General features: G+C 72.8%; 16 protein-coding genes and 1 pseudogene. 8 read left to right on the top strand and 9 right to left on the bottom strand.

Annotation, left to right across the window (positions count from 1 at the left end; translation table 11 throughout):
• Positions 1–2 precede the first annotated feature (2 nt).
• The 5 genes and pseudogenes from LNK82_RS48670 to LNK82_RS41465 form a co-directional block, all read left to right on the top strand.
• Positions 3–392: pseudogene (locus LNK82_RS48670) on the top strand (WXG100-like domain-containing protein); the annotation flags it as partial.
• 2,043 nt (positions 393–2,435) lie between these two features.
• Entirely contained in the window at positions 2,436–6,218 is a 3,783-nt protein-coding gene (locus LNK82_RS41480; RefSeq protein WP_268997959.1) for a glycohydrolase toxin TNT-related protein, read from the top strand.
• Complete coding sequence (locus LNK82_RS41475) at positions 6,181–6,657, top strand: hypothetical protein (RefSeq protein ID WP_230572356.1); 477 nt, start codon at positions 6,181–6,183, stop codon at positions 6,655–6,657. Before LNK82_RS41480 ends, LNK82_RS41475 begins: the two co-directional genes overlap by 38 nt.
• On the top strand, positions 6,654–8,156 hold the full coding sequence (locus tag LNK82_RS41470; RefSeq protein WP_230572355.1) for a TNT domain-containing protein: 1,503 nt from the start codon (positions 6,654–6,656) through the stop codon (positions 8,154–8,156). The genes LNK82_RS41475 and LNK82_RS41470 overlap by 4 nt, the downstream gene beginning before the upstream one ends.
• An 83-nt stretch (positions 8,157–8,239) precedes the next feature.
• Positions 8,240–10,999, top strand: coding sequence for a TNT domain-containing protein (locus tag LNK82_RS41465; protein ID WP_230572354.1), 2,760 nt, complete (start codon positions 8,240–8,242; stop codon positions 10,997–10,999).
• Here LNK82_RS41465 and LNK82_RS41460 read toward each other — a convergent pair.
• The gene (locus LNK82_RS41460) at positions 10,996–11,583 is read right to left on the bottom strand and encodes a pentapeptide repeat-containing protein (protein WP_230572353.1); all 588 of its coding nucleotides are present in this window, start codon (positions 11,581–11,583) and stop codon (positions 10,996–10,998) included. The two genes, LNK82_RS41465 and LNK82_RS41460, sit on opposite strands and share 4 nt — an antisense overlap.
• Before the next feature lie 155 nt (positions 11,584–11,738).
• Here LNK82_RS41460 and LNK82_RS41455 point away from each other — a divergent pair, with 155 nt between their 5' ends.
• Together LNK82_RS41455 and LNK82_RS41450 are read left to right on the top strand one after the other, a co-directional pair.
• Entirely contained in the window at positions 11,739–12,728 is a 990-nt protein-coding gene (locus LNK82_RS41455; RefSeq protein ID WP_123745374.1) for a malate dehydrogenase, read from the top strand.
• A gap of 220 nt (positions 12,729–12,948) precedes the next feature.
• Positions 12,949–13,758 carry an inositol monophosphatase family protein gene (locus tag LNK82_RS41450; protein ID WP_230572352.1) on the top strand — a complete coding sequence of 270 codons (810 nt, stop codon included), beginning with the start codon at positions 12,949–12,951 and terminating at the stop codon, positions 13,756–13,758.
• Between the two features lie 25 nt (positions 13,759–13,783).
• On the opposite strand, the gene LNK82_RS41445 is transcribed toward LNK82_RS41450, so the two are convergent.
• Positions 13,784–14,689, bottom strand: coding sequence for an NAD(P)H-binding protein (locus tag LNK82_RS41445; protein ID WP_230572351.1), 906 nt, complete (start codon positions 14,687–14,689; stop codon positions 13,784–13,786).
• A 78-nt stretch (positions 14,690–14,767) separates the two neighbouring features.
• Here LNK82_RS41445 and LNK82_RS41440 point away from each other — a divergent pair, with 78 nt between their 5' ends.
• Entirely contained in the window at positions 14,768–15,466 is a 699-nt protein-coding gene (locus tag LNK82_RS41440) for a TetR/AcrR family transcriptional regulator (protein WP_230572350.1), read from the top strand.
• Here LNK82_RS41440 and LNK82_RS41435 read toward each other — a convergent pair.
• The 7 genes from LNK82_RS41435 to LNK82_RS41405 all read right to left on the bottom strand — a co-directional run bounded on the left by LNK82_RS41435 (position 15,388) and on the right by LNK82_RS41405 (position 19,360).
• On the bottom strand, positions 15,388–15,612 hold the full coding sequence (locus LNK82_RS41435) for a DUF1918 domain-containing protein (protein ID WP_073885810.1): 225 nt from the start codon (positions 15,610–15,612) through the stop codon (positions 15,388–15,390). The two genes, LNK82_RS41440 and LNK82_RS41435, sit on opposite strands and share 79 nt — an antisense overlap.
• Before the next feature lie 67 nt (positions 15,613–15,679).
• Entirely contained in the window at positions 15,680–16,075 is a 396-nt protein-coding gene (locus tag LNK82_RS41430) for a bacteriophage spanin2 family protein (RefSeq protein ID WP_268997958.1), read from the bottom strand.
• 39 nt (positions 16,076–16,114) lie between these two features.
• A complete protein-coding gene (locus LNK82_RS41425) occupies positions 16,115–17,071 on the bottom strand; it encodes an ABC transporter ATP-binding protein (protein ID WP_230572348.1) in 957 nt (318 codons plus the stop codon).
• Positions 17,068–17,865: an ABC transporter permease gene (locus LNK82_RS41420; protein WP_230572347.1), complete on the bottom strand. Its 798-nt coding sequence runs from the start codon at positions 17,863–17,865 to the stop codon at positions 17,068–17,070. The genes LNK82_RS41425 and LNK82_RS41420 overlap by 4 nt, the downstream gene beginning before the upstream one ends.
• Positions 17,858–18,559: an ABC transporter permease gene (locus LNK82_RS41415; RefSeq protein ID WP_230572346.1), complete on the bottom strand. Its 702-nt coding sequence runs from the start codon at positions 18,557–18,559 to the stop codon at positions 17,858–17,860. The genes LNK82_RS41420 and LNK82_RS41415 overlap by 8 nt, the downstream gene beginning before the upstream one ends.
• Before the next feature lie 115 nt (positions 18,560–18,674).
• Positions 18,675–19,046, bottom strand: coding sequence for a hypothetical protein (locus LNK82_RS41410; RefSeq protein ID WP_230572345.1), 372 nt, complete (start codon positions 19,044–19,046; stop codon positions 18,675–18,677).
• Positions 19,043–19,360: an ArsR/SmtB family transcription factor gene (locus LNK82_RS41405; protein WP_372470784.1), complete on the bottom strand. Its 318-nt coding sequence runs from the start codon at positions 19,358–19,360 to the stop codon at positions 19,043–19,045. The genes LNK82_RS41410 and LNK82_RS41405 overlap by 4 nt, the downstream gene beginning before the upstream one ends.
• Between the last annotated feature and the right edge of the window lie 64 nt (positions 19,361–19,424).

The raw sequence follows: 19,424 nt of genomic DNA, 5'->3' as shown, positions 1-19,424 counted from the left end.
CGGTGGGCATCGAGATCCCGGGCGAGGTCACCTGGCTCTTCCCGATCGTGGTCGGGCAGAGCTGGCCGGAGGGTGACGAGACGGCGCTTCGGCGGATGGCCGACGCCTACCGCACGGCCGCGCAAGGCGTGAAGGCGGTCATCGACGAGGGCAACGGCGCGGCGTCCACCGTGTACGCGAGCCAGACCGGTGAGGCCGTCAAGGCGTTCGAGGAGTACTGGAAGAAGTTCTCCGAGGGTGACGACTCCTACCTGCCGAAGCTGCAGAAGATCTGCGAGCAGTTGGCGGACAGCTGCGACAACACCGCGCTGGAGGTGGAGTACACCAAGCTGTCGATCATCGCGTCGCTGATCGCGCTGGCGATCGAGATCGCCGCGCTGATCGCGGCGGCGTTCGGCACGTTCGGCGCGACGACCGCCGGCATCCCGATCGCGCAGCAGGCGACAAGGCTGATCGTGCAGTTCACGTTCCGGCAGTTGATCATCGCGATCCTCAAGGAGGTCGCGATCTCGGTCGGCATCGACGCGGCCATCCAGGCGATCCAGGTGGCGCGCGGGGACCGTGAGTCGTGGGACTGGGGCAAGACCACCGAGGCGGCGGTCTCGGGCGCGGTGTCCGGGCTGGTCGGCGGTGTGTCGGGCGGGCTGAAGTTCGAGGGTGGTGGGCTGGCCGGGCAGGTGGCGGTCGGCGCGACGCGTGGCGCGGTCGAGGGTGCGGTGTCCACGGTGGGCACGGCGGCCGTGATGGGGCAGGACATCTCGGCGCGGGACGTGCTGATGGGCGCGTCGGCCGGTGCGGTGTCCGGTGGGATCGGCGGTGCGAAGGACGGGATCTCGGTCGAGCCGCCGCGGGTCAACGCCGGCGGACCGGACGGCGGTCCGCCGAACCTCGGGCCGACGCCGGGCGGCGTTCCCGGTGGTGTGCCAGGTGGTGCGCCCGGGGGTTCGCCGTCCGGTCCGCCGGTGAACCGTGACGGCTTGAACCGGCCGCCTGCCGGGACGACCGCGACCTCGTCCGTGGCCGCGCCGCCCGCGCCCGGGCCTCGGGTCAGTGCGCCGCCTTCGGTCGGCGGTGATCACGGCGGGTCTTCGCCTGGTGGTGCTCCGACGCCTTCGGCCTTCAACGGTCCGGCCGGGACGCCCGGTGGGCGCAGCGGCGCGTCGGTGCCGACGTCACCCGGTGGTGGTGGGACCGGTCCTTCCATCGGCAGTCGGCTGGGGACGGCTCCTGGCGGACCGGCCCCGAGCAGCGCGCCCGGCGGTCCGGCTCTCGGCTCAGCTCCTGCCTCGGCTCCCGGTTCGGCACCTGGTCCGGGTGCTGCCGGCGCCCGGATGCCCGGTGGGCTGCCTGCCGGCGGTCCGGCGTTCTCGCCTGGAACGGCCGGCGGTCCGCCGAACGGGTTGAGCTCCCCTCCCGCCGGTCCTGCCGCGACATCTCAGGGCGCGTCCGCCGCGCCCGGTCTCCGGCCGGGCGGGGCGATGCCCGGGGGGCCCGCTCTGGGTGGATCTCCGGGTGGGTCTGTGCCGGGTGGTGCGATGCCTGGTGGGCTCGCCGCGGGCGGGTCTGCGCCGGGTGGGTCTGTGCCGGGTGGTTCCGCGTTCGGTGGTTCGCCGCTCGGTGGTCAGACTCCCGGCGGTGCGACTGCCGGCGGGCCTGTCCCGGGTGGTGCGACACCTGGCGGCTCGATGCCCGGTGGCGCGACCGCTGGTGGACCGGTTCCTGGCGGAGCTGTGCCTGGTAGCTCGGTGCCCGGTGGCTCGGTACCTGGCGGTGCGTTGCCGGGTGGTGCCACGCCCGGTGGATCGATGCCTGGCGGTTCTGTGCCTGGTGGGCCGACGCCCGGGGCGGTTCCCGGTGGGGCTACGCCTGGTGGCGCGGTGCCCGGTGGGTCGGTGCCCGGTGGCGGGGTTCCTGGTGGTCCGGCCGCTGGTGGGTCGGTGCCGGGTGGTGCGCCTCTCGGTGGGGCAATGGCCGGTGGGGCGGTTGCCGGCGGTGTGATGGCCGGTGGGATGCCGCTTGGCGGGGCTGTGCCCGGTGGGGCTGCTCCGGGCGGGTCGGTGTCCGGTGGGTCGACGCCTGGTGGATCTACGCCTGGTGGGCCGGTGACGACGGGCGGGCCTACGCCGGGATCCGCGCCTTCCAGCGCCGCACCCGCCGGTTCTGCGCCGGTGGCGGGTGGAAGTGGTGGTCCGGCCGCGGGCACCGGGGCTCCGCCGGCTGGGGCTCCGGCGGCTGGGGCTCCGATGGCGGGCGCGGCTGGGGGTGTTGCGCCTCCGACCAGCGGTGCGCCCGGTGGTGGGCGTGGGCCTGCCGGGCCCGCGGCCAGTGGCTTCGTGGCCGATCCCTCCGCTCCTCCGGCGTCTTCCGGCTCGCCTTCCAGCCGGGATCAGACCGGGCGCGGGAACGACGCCGTCAGTGCCAGTTCCTTGACCGGGATGCCGGTGCAGCCGATGCCCGCGACCGGTCCTGTGTCGATGCCCGAGCAGCGTGGGCCCGCGTCCACCGTTGCACCGCAGACGTCCGCGCCCGCGCCGCAGCCCGGTGGGTTCGGCCCCCAGCCCGGTGGATTCGGCCCGCAGCCCGGTGGACCCGCACCTGCCGGTCCGCAACCTGGCGCACCGGCTCGACCGGATGCTTCCGCCCCGACGCGTGGGCCGGAACCCGCGGCACGTTCGGCTCAGCCGGCTACCGCTCAGCCGCCGACGGCTCCGATCCGCACCGACGGACCCGCACCCGCCGCTCGCGGCACCGACAGCCCGACGCCGGCCACCAGCAGCCCGACGCCTGCCACCGACGGCCCCGCGCCGTCCACGGACGGCCCCAAGTCGGACAGCGCCCCGGTCGACAGCACGCCCGACGCCACGGACGGCACCCCGGACACCGACAGCACCGACAACACCGAGACGCCGAGCGACCTGGTCGGCGAGCCCGGCGACGAGCACACCCCGGCCTCCAGCCACGAGTGGCCCGCCGAGACCGACACCACGACCGACCCGAAGACCGGCACCGGAACCGGCACCGGTGCAGAGACCGCCGCGGACCCGTTCCCCCAGAAGAACGTCTGGGGCCAGCCCGCGGGCGTCGTCCCCGGCTTCTCCCACGACGGCCCCTACATCCCCGTCCACGAGAGCACGGGCCCCACGGACCAGTCCGTCGGCACGTACGACCAGCGCGCCGCCGCCCTCATCGAGCCGACCTACCAGCCCTACGGCCCCTACGGCGACTACCAGTCGTTCCGCGACGCCCACTCCAAGCCCGACGGCAGCATCGACTGGCCGCCGAACCAGGGCGCGGACGGCCCGCGGGTCGTCGTGGAACTGCCCGCCGGCACCGTGCTCGACCGGTTCGGCAGCCCCAACGGCGACTTCCTCTCCCCGCTGCGCCCGGACGGCCAGGCGTACGGGTTCGGCGAGCGCGCGATCATGCCGGACAGCCTCGGCAAGGGCTACCACGTCTACGTCCTGGACGCCCCGCTCACCGTCGAACTGGCCCCGGTCGCACCGGCCTTCGACCAGAACGGCGGCGCGCGCCAGCTCCAACCCGTCCTCGACGCCGCCCTCGCCGACCCGGCCACGGGCAAGATGAGCGTCCAGCGCCTGATCGACCTGGGCGTCCTGCACGAGGTCGACGTGCCACCGGCCGACGGTCGCGTGCTGCCGCCCGACTTCGGCACCTTCGACCGCGACGGCAACGTCCGCACCCCCGACCCGGTCACCGTCGCCGACGCGCAGAACGGCGCGTTCGACAACTACACCCCGGCCGAACCGCCCGCGACCCTCACCCCCAACCCCGACCTCGGCCCGGTCGCGCACCAGGGTCCGATCCCGATCGGCGAGGTGTCCCAGCGCGTCGACCAGGCGATCCGCAACAGCCAGGTCACCGACTCGGGCGTCGCGCTGCACACCGAGGACCGCCTGCGCGACCTGTCGAGCCGGATCCCCGCGAACGACGGCCACGTCGTCCTCGACATCCACACCGACGGCGACGGCGTCCGCATCGGCGACACGCACTACACCCGCGCCGAGCTCGTCGAGCTGATCACCAACCACCCGGACCTCGCCGACCGGCCGATCATGTTCGTCGGCTGCGACGCGGGCACGGGCGGCGAGAACAGCCTGGCCGCGCACGTCGCCCGCGAGACCGGCCAGCGCGTCATCGCACCGGACAACCTGGCCTGGTCCGACCGCGACGGCAACGTCTACTCCAGCGCGCCCGACGAGGCCGGCACCGGCCCGAAGCTCCCGCCCGACGGCGGCTGGCACGCGTTCGAGCCCGACGGCACGCACGCGCCCGTCGGCGAGAACGGCATGCCGCCCGGCCACGAGCCGAAGGGCGACCTCGCGACCGACGGCCAGGAGCACCGCGGCCGGCTCGACATCGAGCCGCAGGTCCAGCAGCCGTGGACGGCCCCCGAGACCACCAACGAGCAGAACGTCCGGCTGCGCGACGACCAGTCGTTCTTCCACAGCGGCCAGGACCTGCCGCGCGACACCCGGATCACGATCCAGGGCGAGGACGGCGCCGTCCGCACCGTGGTGCACGTGGACGCCGACGGCAACGTCCACGTCGACGCCATCGCGCCGAACACCCGCCACGGCGACAACCCCGAGGTCCGGCACCCCGCCCCGAACGCCCACTACCGCGTGGAGCTCGGCCACCGGCACGACGTCTTCGTGGCCAACGCCGACGGCACCCGCCAGACCACCCAGGACACGATCAAGATCGGCGACCGGGTCGTCGCGATCGACCGCGCGGTGATCATCGAGCCGATCCCCGAGCCCGCCGACGGCCGCCAGGTGATCGACCGCGACCACCCGCTCGCGCCGAGACCGGACGAGGCGTTCACCGCACGCACCGACCTCCCGCCGAACACGCGGATGGAGGTCCACGACACCGAGGGCACCTACCGCGGCACGGTCCAGACCGACGCGGACGGCAAGCCGAGGTGGGTGGCCGCGCCGGACTACCTGTCCACCGACGTCCGCAACCCCGAGGTCCAGCACACCTCGCAGGGCACGAACTACAACATCGACCGCGGCCCCCTGCACCAGGAGTTCACCACCAACGCCGAGGGCCACCCGCAGCACGCGGTCGAGCGCACCGAGCCGACCACGACCAGGCAGGCCCCGGTCACCGACCTCCGGCAGGGCGAGCCGTTCAGCCGGCCCGGCCAGGTGCACGACCCCAGCACCGAGTACCTCGTCACCGACGAGCACGGCCAGCACCGCGGCCGGTTCCTCACCGACGAGTCGGGCCACGTCGTCTTCGAGGACACCCACTCGGGCCAGCGCAGCCGGGTCAACGCCGAGATCACCCAAGCGCCGTCGCACGCCCAGGTGACGTCCGACGGCTTCTACGGCCTCGGCAAGGCCGAGAACCCGACCCGCAGCTGGCCCGCGCCCGCCAACGGCGAGGTCGAGCTGGCCATGCGGCGCACCAAGACCGACGACGGCTACGTCTACTCGGTGCACGTCGTCAGCGGCGACACCAGCGGCTGGACGCCCGAGCAGCGCGCCGCCGTGACCAGGCCGTTCTCCAACGCCGACCCGTTCGCCGGCCGCGCCGACCTGCCGCCCGGCACCCGGTTCGTGCTGGACGACCACAAGAAGCAGGGCTACGGCACGTTCCAGACCGGCCCGGACGGCACGGCCTCGCACGTGCACACGTTCCGGCCGTTCAGCCCGGACCTGAACAACCCGCTGCCCAACGCGGTGCTGGTCGCCGACAACGACGCGTGGCGCGGTCGCACCAACGGCGACGGCGAGACGGTCGCCACGACCGGTCGGCCGGACCTGAAGTCCGGCGGCGCGATCCGGCGCGACGGCAGCGCCCAGCTCGACGTCGGCAACCACGGCGAGGTCGACGCGGACGGCAAGAAGCTGTCGGACGGCGGGCACCACCAGGGCAACGAGACCGGCGGTCCCGGCGAGGCGGCGAACCAGTCGAGCCAGCAGCGCGACCAGAACCAGGGCAACGAGCGCCCGGCGTTCGTCACCGCCGAGACGTGGCACCGGATGGAGCGGGACCGCGCGGCCTTCGTGAAGTCCGGCGGTACGGTCGAGATGATCGACACGTTCGCCCTGCGCGACCCGCTGCAACGCCACCCGCACACCTACCAGACGCGGTGGCGTGTGACGCTCGCCGACGGCACGACCGAGATCTACGTCAGGAGCTACCCGAATGAGCACAACGCAGCCCTCTGGCCGGCCGGGTTCTGAGCAGCGCCACGACGAGCTGCTCCAGCACATCGGCGGCATGCTGCTGGACGCTGCTCCGGACGGCTTCCGGCGGATCGACCTGCTGGTGCGGATGACCGTGGCGGTGCAGGACGCGACGCTGAAGGTCTACCTGCCCGACCGCACCACCCCCGAGGTGATGCCGCCGGCCGGGCTGATCCCGGCGTTCCAGGAGATGCGGCAGGTGCTCTACCAGCCGGGCCGCGGCACGTGGTTCTCCGCGCGCTGCGTGGTGAACGCGCCGGTCCGCATCGACATCACGTACAACTTCGACCACGACCCGCGGTTCGAGCCGCCGGTGCCGGCCGCCGACTTCGCCCGTGACCTCCAGGCCTTCCCTCGCGACGAGGCCTTCATCCCCGACTGGCTGCGCGCCAAGCTGGTCGAGGCGAGCGAGACGACCGAGGAGCAGAACGCATGACCGCACCGCAGCTGGACGTCGAGGACCAGAACGCGATCCTCGGCTCCGTCACCACCCTGCTGGTGCAGCGCCTGCCCGGCGACTGGGAGCAGCTGTTCGTCGACTTCCGGATGACGGGCCGGCACGTGGAGACGCAGGTCTCCGGGCTGACCATGTACGGCTCCTCGTTCGACTGGGAGCTGCCGCCGGAGGCGCTGCCGTTCTTCGTGCAGCTGCGCGACGGCATGGCGCGACCGGGGCACGGCACGTGGTTCACGATGAAGCTGCACCTCGTGCACCCCGACACGTACTCCGCCGAGTTCGACCGGGACGCCGAGCCGGACTGGACCCAGCCGCCCGCCGAGCAGCACTACGCCGAAGAGCTGGAGCTCTACCCGCGCGACGACGACGCGATCCCGGCCTGGCTCCGTGAACGCGCGGGCCTCGACCCGGCAGGCGGCACCGTGTTCGCCGCGCCGCTGTTCGACGGGCCGGACCCGACCGCGCACGACCGGCCGGCGGTGCACCCGCAGGAGCTGGACGACGTGCTGGCCTACCTGGAGCACGCGCCGGTCGTGCTGGCCGCGCGCTCCTACGGCCCCGACGCGCTCAAGCCGGAGGCGACGCCGTCCGTGCCGCTGTCCTTCCACACCGACGGCACGTGGGTGTGGCCCGGCGGGGTGGCCTACTACCTGCGCAACCACCACGTGCCGCCGGTGCCGCAGCTCGTGCAGCACATCCGGGACAACGGCTACACCGTGCCGCCGGTCGACGCCGAGGCCGAGAAGGCCGCCGTCGCCGTCGCCACCGGGCAGGCCGAGGGCGCGCCGCTGCCCGAGCACGAGCCGCGCGTGATCACCGAGGTCGACCGGCGCGCGCTCGACCACCTCAAGGAGCGGCTGGAGCACTTCGGGGTCGACGCCTCGGAGTACGGGATCCTCGAGCCGAAGCCCGACGCGTTCGTCATCGAGCCCGCGCCCGGCCCGTCCGGCTGGCAGGTCCAGTTCTGGGACGCGAGCCGCGGGCCGCACGGTCGGCCGCGCGTGTACGAGCACGCCGTCGACGCGGCGAAGGTGCTGCTGGCCGAGCTGCTGTGGCGGGCCGACCTGGACCGCACGCGTGCGGCGGCGGACACGGGCGCACTGGTGCTGCCGGTCGCGGACATCCAGCCCATGCCCGACGAGCCGCCGCTGTCGCTGTTCCGCGACCGCGAGAACGTGGTCATCCCCGTCGGGGCCGAGCTCGACCGGTTCGGCGCGGAGCCGGGCAACCTCGTCTACGCGGCCGGGACCATGTTCGGCCACCGATCGTTGCCACCGGATTGGCTGAACCGTCGCTACCACGTGTACCGGGTGCAGAAGCCGGTGCCGGCCCTCAAGGGTGTCGCGGTGCCGTGGTTCGGGCAGGTGGGCGGCGGCACGGGCTACTTCCTGGCCCGCTCCGTGCGCGATCTGTTGGCGGACGGGAGCCTGGTCGAGGTGGCCGCGGCGGCGCTCCAGCAGCCGCAACCGGGCGTCTAGGCACGGTCGCGTGGCGTCATTACTCCGTTCGGCTCAGCGGGGGCCCGTGCGGGCACTGGGAGTCGCGGGGGAAGATGTTGCACGTGTCCGAGCTGAAGCCGCTGAACCCGACCGAGCAGGATGCGCTGGTCAAGCAGATCGGCCTGACGCTGATGCGGGCCGCGCCGGAGGAGTGGCGGCACGTGACCGCGGAGTACCGCGCGACCGGCCGGTACTTCGAGCTGGCCGCCGAGGTGCGCACCGTCGACGGCGCCCTGCGCGCCTGGTCGCCGCCCCAGGAGGTGGCCGGGCTGTTCTCGCGGCTGCGCGCGGGCATGTACCGGGACGGCCGGGGCAGCTGGTCCAACGCCCGCTACCAGCTTGACCACCCGTCCAGCTACAACCTCGACTTCGACCGCGCCGAGCCGTCCTGGACCACGCCACCGCCGCCGCAGGCGTACCTGGACGAGATGCGGTTCTTCCCGCGCACCGACGAGAACGTGCCGGACTGGCTGCGCCGACGGCTCCAGCAGGCGCCGCCACCGCCGCCGCCCGTCGACCAGCCGCCCCGCGCGTTCCGCACGGCCCGGGTGTTCGACGGCGCGGGCCCCGGCGGTCGACCCTCGGTGAACCGGCCGCCGATCGCCGAGGCCGACCACGCCCTGCTGCTGAGCTACCTGGACCGGGCGCCGGTCGCGGTGATCGGGCGCGGGTTCGACGCGGACGTGCTCAACCCGGACGCGCCGTCGGTGGTGCCGGTGGCGTTCCAGACCGACGGCCACTGGATCTGGCCCGCCGCGGTCGGCTACTACCTGCGCGCCTACGGCGTGCCGCCGGAGCCGGAGCTGGTCGAGCGGGCCAAGGCGCTGGACTTCGTGCTGCCCGAGGTGACCGAGGAGGCCCGGGTCGCCGCCGCGGCGAACCTGGGCGCGCCCGCCGCGCCGCAGGGCACCGAGCTGCCGGTCGCCGAGGCCGCGCCCGCGCCGGTGGAGCCGCCCGTCGAGGTGGGCGCCACCGTGGCCGCGCCGCTGCCCGGGCTGCCGGACGACGAGCCGGGGCCCGCCGAGGCCGCCCCGGTGGACGTCGAGAGGACCGCGAACCTCACCGAGCTCAAGCCGGACGTGATCGAGTACGCGCAGGACGGCCCGCCGTACCGGGTGCGGTTCGACGAGGACGGCCCGGTGATCGACGACCGGTACCGGCGCGAGTCCTACGTGGACGGGATGGACCTGTTCGCGCCTGGCGCCTACGAGCGCGAGGCGGAGGACGACCAGCCCGAGATCGACGACACCCAGACCTGGAGCCCGTTCACCGAGGAGGAACCGGAGACCCGGCCCGCCGAGGAGACCGGCGAGGTCGAGGCGGTCACCGACGAGCCCGCGCACGAGCACGCACCGCACGAGGACGCACCGCACGACCAGGCTCCGGGCGACCAGCCGCCGCACCAGCCCGCGTACGACCAGCCCTCGCACGAGGCGGTGTACGAGCAGCAGCACGAGCCCGGGTACGACCAGCACGAGCAGGTCGAGCACGAGCCGCAGCCGGCCGAGGAGCGGTCGCCCGAGGTCGACGCGCGCCACTCCGCCGACGAGGCCGAGGTCACCGCCGAGTTCGAGGTCGACCAGGCCCGCCTCTACACGCCGGAACACGCCGAGGAGCCGGGCTTCGCCGACCGCGCCGAGTCCCGGTTCGAGGAACCGGCCGAGCAGGCGTTCACCCACCCCGACGAGCCGCTGTTCGCCGAGCAGACCGCAGGTGACCGGCACGACGACCGGCACGACGAGCCCGAGTCCCGCTTCGACGACCACGACGACCACCACGTGCGCGATGACCACGACGTGCGCGGTGACCACGACGGCCACGAGGCCCACTCCGGGCGCGAGGCCCACGCCCAACCGGCCGACCAGCCGCAGTTCGTCGAACAGGTGCCGCCGCCGTTCGCGGACCAGGCGACCGAGTTCGCCGAGGCCGTGCGGCCGTTCGACGACGTGAGCCCGGCCGCCGCGCCCGTGCCGAGCCTGACGCCGCCCCCGCCGCCGGTCCAGCCGCCGCCGGTCGAGCCGCGCCAGGTCACGCCGGAGGAGGAGCGCGAGCTCTCGTCCATCCGCCGCGCGCTGGACGAGCTCGACGTGCCGCCCGCCGCCTACCGGTTCGGCGAGCCCGCCGACCGCGCCTGGCTGCTGCGCACCGAGGGCCCGGACTGGGAGGTGTCCTGGTTCGACCACGGACCGACCAACCCGGTCCGCTTCGACCGGCTGGAGGACGCCGCCGCGTACCTGACCGGCAAGCTGGTGCTCACCAGCCGCCGGCCGCCGCGCCCGCTGCCGCCACCCCCGCCGCCGCAGCGCCCCCGCCCGCCGATGAACAACGGGTTCCGCGAGGAGCCGCCGCGCCGTCCCGCGCCGCCGCAGCGCCCGCCGGTGGAACCGCCCGCGCCGGTGCAGGCGCAGCAGGGCGCGGCGCAGCCCTCGGGCACCACGACGTCGACGCAGGAGCCCAAGCCCCAGCGGTCGTGGCCGATCAACCCGATGAACGGCGAACCACCGCTCACCCTGTTCCGGCACAAGACGATGATCGAGCTGCCCGCCGGCATGGAGGTGGACCGCTTCGGCGAGGGCGAGGGCAACCTCGTCTACGCCGCGGGCACCCCGTTCCCGCAGCGCTCGCTGGTGCCGTCGTGGGTCAACCGCCCGTACCACGTGTACCGGCTGCGCCGACCGGTCGAGGTGCTGACCGGTGTGGCCGTGCCGTGGTTCGAGCAGCCGGGCGGCGGCACGGCCTACCTGATGCCGAAGACGATCGACGACATGATCGCCGACGGCGTGCTGGTCGAGGTCGCGGGCCAGGAGGCCCCGGGGCACTAGCCGACGCGCAACCCGTGCGCCGCGGCGAAGGCGACGGCCGTGTCCAGGTCCACCCGCGCACCGCGCAGGGTGGCCTGGACGAGCCCGTCCGCGTCCAGCCGCGCGCCGGTCAGGTCCGCGCCCTCGAACCTGCACCCCCGCAGCCGGGCGCCGGTCAGGTCGGCGTCACGCAGGTCCGCCTCACGAAGGTCCGCCTCCTGGAGGTTGGCCTCCCGCAACCGCAACCCGCGCAGCGACGCCTTCCGCAGCACGGCGCCGGACAGCCCGGCCAGCGTGAGATCGGTCTCGGTCAACGTGATCGGCCGCAGCGCGCAGTCCACGAACATCGACCCGAGCCACGAGCACGACGTGAACTCGGCGGACCCCAGCACGGCGCGGGTGAACCGGCAGGAGCGGAACGCGGTGGCCTTGTGGGTCGACTCGCCCAGGTCGGTCCGGTCGAACGTGCAGTCGGTGAACGTGCAGCCCGACGTCGCCAGCCCGCGCAGGTCGGCCTCGGTGAAGTCGCACCGGACGAACGACCTGCCTTCCCACTTCTGCCCGTACAAGACCGCGTCGGAGTAGTCCTCGCCGATGATGTCCACTGTCACACCTTGTCATCGCCGCCCAGTTGGTAACCTCCGACCTGCCGGGCAACCCGCCCGGTGCGCGGTCCCGGAGTAGAGACCGCCGCTGACAGGTCGTCAGCCTGCCTAGTGGTCGTGCCCGAGGACTGAAGCCACAACATTCGGGAAGGCACATGACCCGCACGCCCGTGAACGTCACCGTCACCGGTGCGGCCGGCCAGATCGGCTACGCACTGCTGTTCCGCATCGCCTCCGGTCACCTCCTGGGTCCCGATGTCCCGGTCCGCCTGCGCCTGCTGGAGATCCCGCAGGCCGTCAAGGCCGCCGAGGGCACCGCGATGGAGCTGGACGACTGCGCGTTCCCGCTGCTGTCCGGCATCGACATCACCGACGACGCCAAGACCGCCTTCGACGGCGTCAACGTGGCGCTGCTCGTCGGCGCCCGCCCGCGCACGAAGGGCATGGAGCGCGGTGACCTGCTGGAGGCCAACGGCGGCATCTTCAAGCCGCAGGGCGAGGCGATCAACGCGGGCGCGGCGGACGACGTGCGCGTGCTGGTCGTCGGCAACCCGGCCAACACCAACGCCCTGATCGCCCAGCAGCACGCGCCCGACGTGCCCGCCGAGCGGTTCACCGCGATGACCCGCCTGGACCACAACCGGGCGCTGTCGCAGCTGGCGAAGAAGCTCGGGGTGTCGGTCACCGACATCAAGAAGCTGACCATCTGGGGCAACCACTCGGCCACCCAGTACCCGGACCTGTTCCACGCCGAGGTCAACGGCCAGGTCGCGGCCGAGGCCGTGAACGACCAGGCCTGGCTGGAGAACGAGTTCATCCCGACCGTCGCCAAGCGCGGCGCGGCGATCATCGAGGCGCGCGGCGCGTCCTCGGCGGCGTCGGCGGCGAACGCGGCCATCGACCACGTCCACGACTGGGTCAACGGCACCGCCGAGGGCGACTGGGTGTCGATGGCGATCCCGTCGGACGGCTCCTACGGCGTGCCGGAGGGCCTGATCTCGTCGTTCCCCGTCACGGTGACCGACGGCGAGTACTCGATCGTGCAGGGCCTGGAGATCGACGACTTCTCCCGCGCCCGCATCGACGCCTCCGTGGCCGAGCTGGTCGAGGAGCGCGACGCGGTCAAGGCCCTAGGCCTGATCTGAGCCCCAGTGCCGCGACCGGCGACCTTCACCGCGTCTTCCGGCGCTCAGCAGGGCGCCTCGCGGCACCGGCCCCACGCCCCCACCCGGCCAGGATGAGGACGTGGGGCCGGCACCGCGATCCGCCCGTCTGACCGGCGGAACACGGGGCGAAGGCCGGCGGTCGCGGCACCAGCCCACGGGAGGGCCGCCGCCGGTGGCCCTCCCGTGGCATGTTGGGGGCATGGACACCTGGCCCGTGCCGACCCCGAACCTGCCCGCCGACGTGCACCCGGCGCTCGCCGCCACCGCGCGCGCCGCATCGGCCGCCTACGACGGCGCACGGCGCGAGTTCACCCGCGTGCAGCTGCGCGAGGAGGTCGCCGACGGCGCCGACGGCACGCCCACCATGCGGGTGGACGCGATCGTGGAGGCCGCGATCGCCGAGGCCGCTGCCCAGGCCGGCGTGAACCTGCTCTCCGAAGAGGCCGGGTTCCTCGACAACGGCTCCGCCGCCACCCTGGTGGTCGACCCGGTGGACGGTTCCGCGAACGCCGCCATGGGCGTGCCGCTGTCCTGCTTCGCGGGCGCCCTGGTGATCGACGACGAGCCGGTGGAGGCCCTTACCGTCTGGTTCGACACCGGTCGCGCCTGGTCTGCTCACGCCGGCAGGCCGACGCCCTACCGCACCACCGGCCGCACCGCCCTCAAGGGCGCCTCGATCTGCATGATGCGGCCCAAGCGCGGCACCGAGGACGCCTGGATGCGCGTGGCCGACCGAGCCGACCGCGTCCGGATCCTCGCCACCACGTGCCTGGAAGCGGTCCTGGTGGCAGAGGGCGCGGTGGACGCGTTCGCCGACCCCGGCTCGGACACGCACCGCCTGATGGACCTGATCGCCGCCCTCGTCACCGTGCCCGCCGCCGGGGGAGCGCTGCTCGACGTGCGGGGCCGGCCGCTGACCTTCGACCTCGACCTGTCCCGCCGCTGGTCGGGCGTCGCCGCCGCCACGCCCGCCCTCGCCGACGACCTGATCACCACGATCCTGGGCTGAGACCGTTCCCAGGTTGCCGTTTCGCTCAACCCCGGTACCAGCGCGCGGTCTCCTCGATCGCCTGCTCGTGCGGCGTGACGGGCAACGGCCCGAAGGTGGCCTCGAACGCGGAGTGGTCCACCACCCACGGCGCGGTGCGCTGGTGGTCCATCTCGCCCGAGCCCCGCAGCCGCTTGTCGAACAGCGAACCGACCGCGACCGAGAACGCGGGCAGCCGCATCGGCTTGCGCGCGTTGCCGAGCACCCGCCCGGTCAACGCCGCGAACTCCCGCACGGTCAACGTCTCCGCCGCGGGCGTGAGCCAGAGCTTCCCGTCGGCCCGCTCGTCGTCGCCGAGCACGATCTGCGCCCGCGCCGTGTCGCGCAGGTAGGCGAACGTGTGCGGCAGGTCCAGCGGCCAGAACCACATGCCCGCCCTGCCCGCCGCCATCGGCTTGATCAGCAGCTCACCGGGCAGCGAGCCCGTGCCGCCGGGCCCGTAGTAGTCCGACGACCGGCACGTCGTGACCGGCACGGAGGCCGCCCGCAAGCGCTTGCCGAGCTCGCTGCGCAGCTTCTCCTTCACGCCTGCCGGCCGTTCCGGCGTGTCCTCCCGCATCGGCCCCGACACCGGCCCGAACGCGTACAGGTTGTCCGTGTAGACGATCTTGGCGCCCGCGGCCTCGGCCGCCGCGATCGTGTTCTCCACCATCGTCGGCAGCATCTCGACCCAGTCCGAGTACAGCACGTTCGCCGCCAAGTGGACGACGGAAGCGCCCTGCACCGCCTTGACCGTCGACGCCCGGTCCATCAGGTCGGCCCGCACGTCCCGCGCGCCCTCCGGAACTCCACCTGAACGAGTGACAGCCCGCACCTCGCGGCCGTCCGCCACCAGCTGTCGGGCGACCTCCCACCCGATGCCCCGCCCCGCACCCAGCACGACCGCTGTCATGGCGCCCCCCGTATCAAGCCGTAACTTCTGTTAGAAGTTCTAACACAAGTTAGAGTGCTTCTGTCAAGGAGGGCAGCAGTGGTCAACGTCCGGCGAGAGCGGTACCGCGAGGAAACGAAGGCCGAGGCCAAGCGCATCGCGCTGGAGCAGCTGGCCGAGCAGGGGATCGCCGGCATCTCGGTCAACGCCATCGCCAAGCGCATGGGCGTGACGGGTCCGGCGCTCTACCGGTACTTCAAGGGTCGCGACGACCTGCTCAACGACCTGGTCCGCGACGCGTGGCAGGACCTCGCGGAAGCGGTGGAGGAGGCGGTGGCGGCGTCGGGCGGCGCACCACCACCCGATCGGGTGCGTGCGTTCGCCGAGGGGTTCCGGTCGTGGGGCGTCGGCCAGCCACACCGGTACCTGCTGTTGTTCGGCACGCCACTACCGGGTTACCACGCGCCGCAGGACACGATCCTCCTGGCGCACCGCACCATGAGCGCGCTGCTCCGCGTCCTGCCGCGCGACGGCTCCGCCGCGGCCGGGTCGTCCACACTGGACGCCCAGCTCGCGGGGTGGGCGGGCGCGCGCGGCGAGGGCGACGTGCCCCCCGCCGTGCTGCTCACCGGCCTGCGTGCGTTCACCAGGCTGCACGGCGTGCTCAGCCTGGAGGTCTCCGGCCAGTTCGGGCCGATGGGGATCGACCCGGCACTGCTCTACCGCGCCGAGGTCGAGTCCTTGATCCTGGGTGATTCGGGGGTCCGGGGCTCCACCAGGCTGTCGGGGCCGGGGTAGACCAGCCCTTCGTGGCCGTCGGAGAAGCGGACCCGATACGGGGGCGCACCTTCCGGGCCGCGCACTTCGAGGATCTCGCCGACCGTCTCGTCGAGACCAACCGCGCGGCTGTGGATGTGCAACCGGTCGCCTACTGTCGCGTGCATCTGCAACACCTCCGGTGCGTCACAGCGTAGGACTGTTCCGAAGGTACCGACAGCCTGACGTTTCCGCTCAGGCGCAGGCGTTGGACAGCTTCGCCACCTGGTCCAGCTTCTGCTGCGACCACGCGCCGATGTTGGCCGGGTTCAGGTCCTCCACCGTCACCTTGCCCATGGTGTCGGAGACGCCGGTGATGGCGTCCTGCAGCGTCGTGTCGCCTGCCTTGGCGGCGAGCGCGTTCAGCTCCTCGGCCTTCTTCTGGGTCTCCTCCAGCGCCTTCTGCGGGTCGGTGGCGTCGGGCGTGAAGCCGGCCAGCTTGAGCGCGTCGATGCACAGCTGCGCCTTGTCCGCGGCGGCGCCGACCTGGTTCGCGGTGTCCGAGGCCTGCTGCACGGCCTCGCAGCCCGAGACCGCGGCGGCGAGTCCCATTGCCAGCAAGAGGGTGGCTACCGGACGACCTGCGCGCATGAGGGTGCTCCCGTTCTACGTTGACCGTTTCGTCCGACTCTACCGACGCGCGTACAGCCGACGCACCACGTCGTCGATTACCGGCTCGACAACCACCAGGTCGTGCACGTCCGCCCGGGTGGCCACGGCCGAGATCAGCGCCGCCGCCGTGGTGTCGGCCCGGCGGAACGTGAGGTGGTGTCGCAAACCGTTCGGCTCGATCCGGCTCGACGTCACGCCGGGCAGCCCGGCCAGGTCACCGCTGGGCTTCTCCAGGTCGACCACCAACACCCGCTCCGGCGCGACCTCGGCGCGCAGCTCGTCCAGCGCGCCGTCCGCGAGCACCGTGCCCCGGTCGATGACGACCAACCTGGGGCACAGGCGTTCGATGTCGTCCAGGTCGTGCGTGGTGAGCAGGAGGGTGGTGCCCCGGTGCGCGTTCAGGTCGGCGAGGAATTCCCGGAGCCGCTCCTTGGACTCCAGGTCCAGCCCGATCGTCGGCTCGTCCAGGACCAGCAATTCCGGCCCGTGCAGCAAAGACGCCGTGACCTCGCCCCGCATCCGCTGGCCGAGCGACAACTGCCGGACCGGCGTGTCCAGGAAAGGCCCGAGCTCCAACAGCTCGACGCACTCCCGCAACCGATTCCCGTAATCGCCCAGGGGCACCCGGTAGATCGCCCGCAACAACTCGAAGCTGTCCCGCAGGGGCAGGTCCCACCACAGCTGGCTGCGCTGGCCGAACACCACGCCGATCCGCCGCGCCAGTTCCCGCCTGCCCCGCGACGGTTCGACCCCGCACACCCGGACGTGACCGGAGGTGGGCACCAGGATCCCGGTCAGCATCTTGATGGTGGTCGACTTGCCCGCCCCGTTGGGCCCGACGTACCCGACGGCTTCGCCCGCCGCCACGTCGAACGCGACGGCGTCGACCGCCCGCACCACCCGCTTCTCCCGCCGGAATCGGCCGACCTTGGTGGTGACGGTGAACTCGCGGCGCAGGTCGCGCACTTCGATCATGATCCAGTCCCTCGGTAGTGCCGAACGGCCGTCCGCCACACCAGACCGGCCACGACCGCCGCCGCGACCGCGACCACCGGCGAGATCCACCCGAGCAGGGCGGGCCCGCCCAACGGGTCCGGTCGGTCCAGCAGGGCGAGGGCGGGGTAGTAGGCGACGAACGCGCCGGGGATGACGAACGCGAAGAACCGCCGCAGCCAAGGCCCGTAGACCGTGGCCGGGTAGGAGGTGAACGCGTTGCTGCCGTACGTGACCGTGTTGGCCAACTCCTGGCCGTCCACGACCCAGAAGCACACGGCGTTGGCCGCCACCCAGATCGAGGAGAAGATCACCGCGCCGCTGATCGGCGCCAGGACGACCAGCCCGGCGGTCCACACCGACCACGCGATGTCGTTGTGGCTCAAGGCGTAGACCATCGCCCCGATGCCGGCGACGATGCGCCCGACCTTCCGCAGGTGCAGGTCGGACGCCATCATCTGCGCCAACGTGCCCAAGGGGCGCAACAGCAGCACGTCGAACGTCCCGGTGCGGATGTACGCGGGCAGTTCGTCCAGCTGCCCCGCCACCATGTCGGCGATCCCGAACGCCGTGCCCGCGATCGCGTACATCAGCACGACTTCCGAGACCGAGAACCCGCCCAGCGCGCTCACCCGGTTGAACAGCACCAGGATGACGGCCAACTCGGCGAGCTGGTTGATCGCCTGCGCGAGGCACTGCATCAGGAACGACGCGCGGTAGGACATCTGCCCGCGCAACCGCGCGCCGACGAGCTTCACGTACACGCTCTCAGCCACCCTGGACCACCACCTTCCGCACCGCCCGCGTCAGCACCAGGTGACCCGCGGCCAGCACGGTGACGGCCCAGAACGCCTGCCCCGCGAGGAAAGGCCACGGCGAGCCGCGTTCGAGGAAGATGTCGATCGGCGCCTGCAGCATGGCCGCGAACGGCGTCGACCACACGATCGGCAGCGCCCACTCGGGGAAGAACGCGAGCGGCACCGCCAACCCGCACAACAGCCAGGTGAGCGCCGTGTAGAGCGCTTGGACGCCGCGGTTGTCCAGCAGCCAGAACGTGGTCGCGTTGAGCAGGAACCGCAGGCCGAAGCTGACGGTCACCGCCAGCGCCACGCTGACCGCGAACACCGGCAACGTGCCGACCGAAGGCCACCGGAAGGGGAAGAACAACGCCCCGAACGCCACCGGCGGGGCGAGCCGGACGGCCACGGCGTACCCCGCGCGCCCCACGTCCTCGGCGAACAAGGCCAGCTGCAAGTGCCACGGTCGGTAGAGGTCGACCACCACGTCACCGCTGCGCACCCGATCGGAGAGGTGCTTGTCGCCCCAGAGGACGACCACGGCCATCAATCCTTGGCCGAGCCACACGTAAGTCGCCGTGGCGGCGACGTCATAGCCCGCGACGGGCCCCTGCGTGACCGCGGCGAGCAGCACGGCCATCCTGAGCAGCCCGAACGCGACGTTCGTCGCCATTCCGGCGACCATCGCCTGTCGGTAGGTGGAATATCTGCGGAATCCGGCCAGCGCTAGAAAGGCGTAAGCGCGCACGGTTGTTCACCCTAGGAACCACCGCAACTCATTAATGGGACTACGACCGCGCCAACACCCACCCCTGCACCCGGTGCCGCAACCCGTCGTCCCGCACCTGCGACACCACCGGCTCGACCGCGCGTGCCACCGCCTTCTCGTACCTCCCGGACAACCCGGCCTCGGCCAGCACGTCCGCCGCCAGCACGTCCGGATCCGCCGCCCAGGCCCCCAGCGACCGCACCACCCGAGCCCGCAACGCGAACCGGTCCGCCACCGCCCGAGCCCGCCGCACCCCGCTGCGCTCACCGCCGTGCGAGGCCGCCAACGCCACCGCCGCCCACGCCAACCGGTTCACGGCGGGCCGCTCCTCGTCGTACACCCGCCCCTGGGCGAGCACCCGGACCCACTCCCAGTCGTTCGCCTCACTCACCGGCGTGCCGCCAGCACGCCGTCGAGCAGCCCGGGGAACAGCGCATCCAGGTCCTCCCGGCGCAACGAGCTGATCCGCGAAGTCCCCTGCGGTCGGACGCGCACCACACCCGCCTCCCGCAACGTCCGCACGTGGTGGGTGAGCGTCGACGCCGTCACCCCCAGCGGCAGCACACCGCACGAAAGGCCCTCCTCGTGCGTCGCCAGCTCGCGCACGATCCGGAGCCGCACCGGATCGGCCAGCGCGTGCAGCACCGACGCGATCCGGATCTCGTCCCGCTCCGGGTGGGGGAGCACAACAGTCATAACACCCATACTACGAGCCCCATCAAACTTCGATGAACGTCGTAGTACGATCCCCGCCGAAACGCACTCGACT

This window comes from Saccharothrix luteola (assembly GCF_020859565.1).
Lineage (GTDB): Bacteria > Actinomycetota > Actinomycetes > Mycobacteriales > Pseudonocardiaceae > Actinosynnema > Actinosynnema luteola.
The sequence above is the reverse complement of the archived record's forward strand: the minus strand, read 5'-3'. Positions and strand labels throughout refer to the sequence as shown.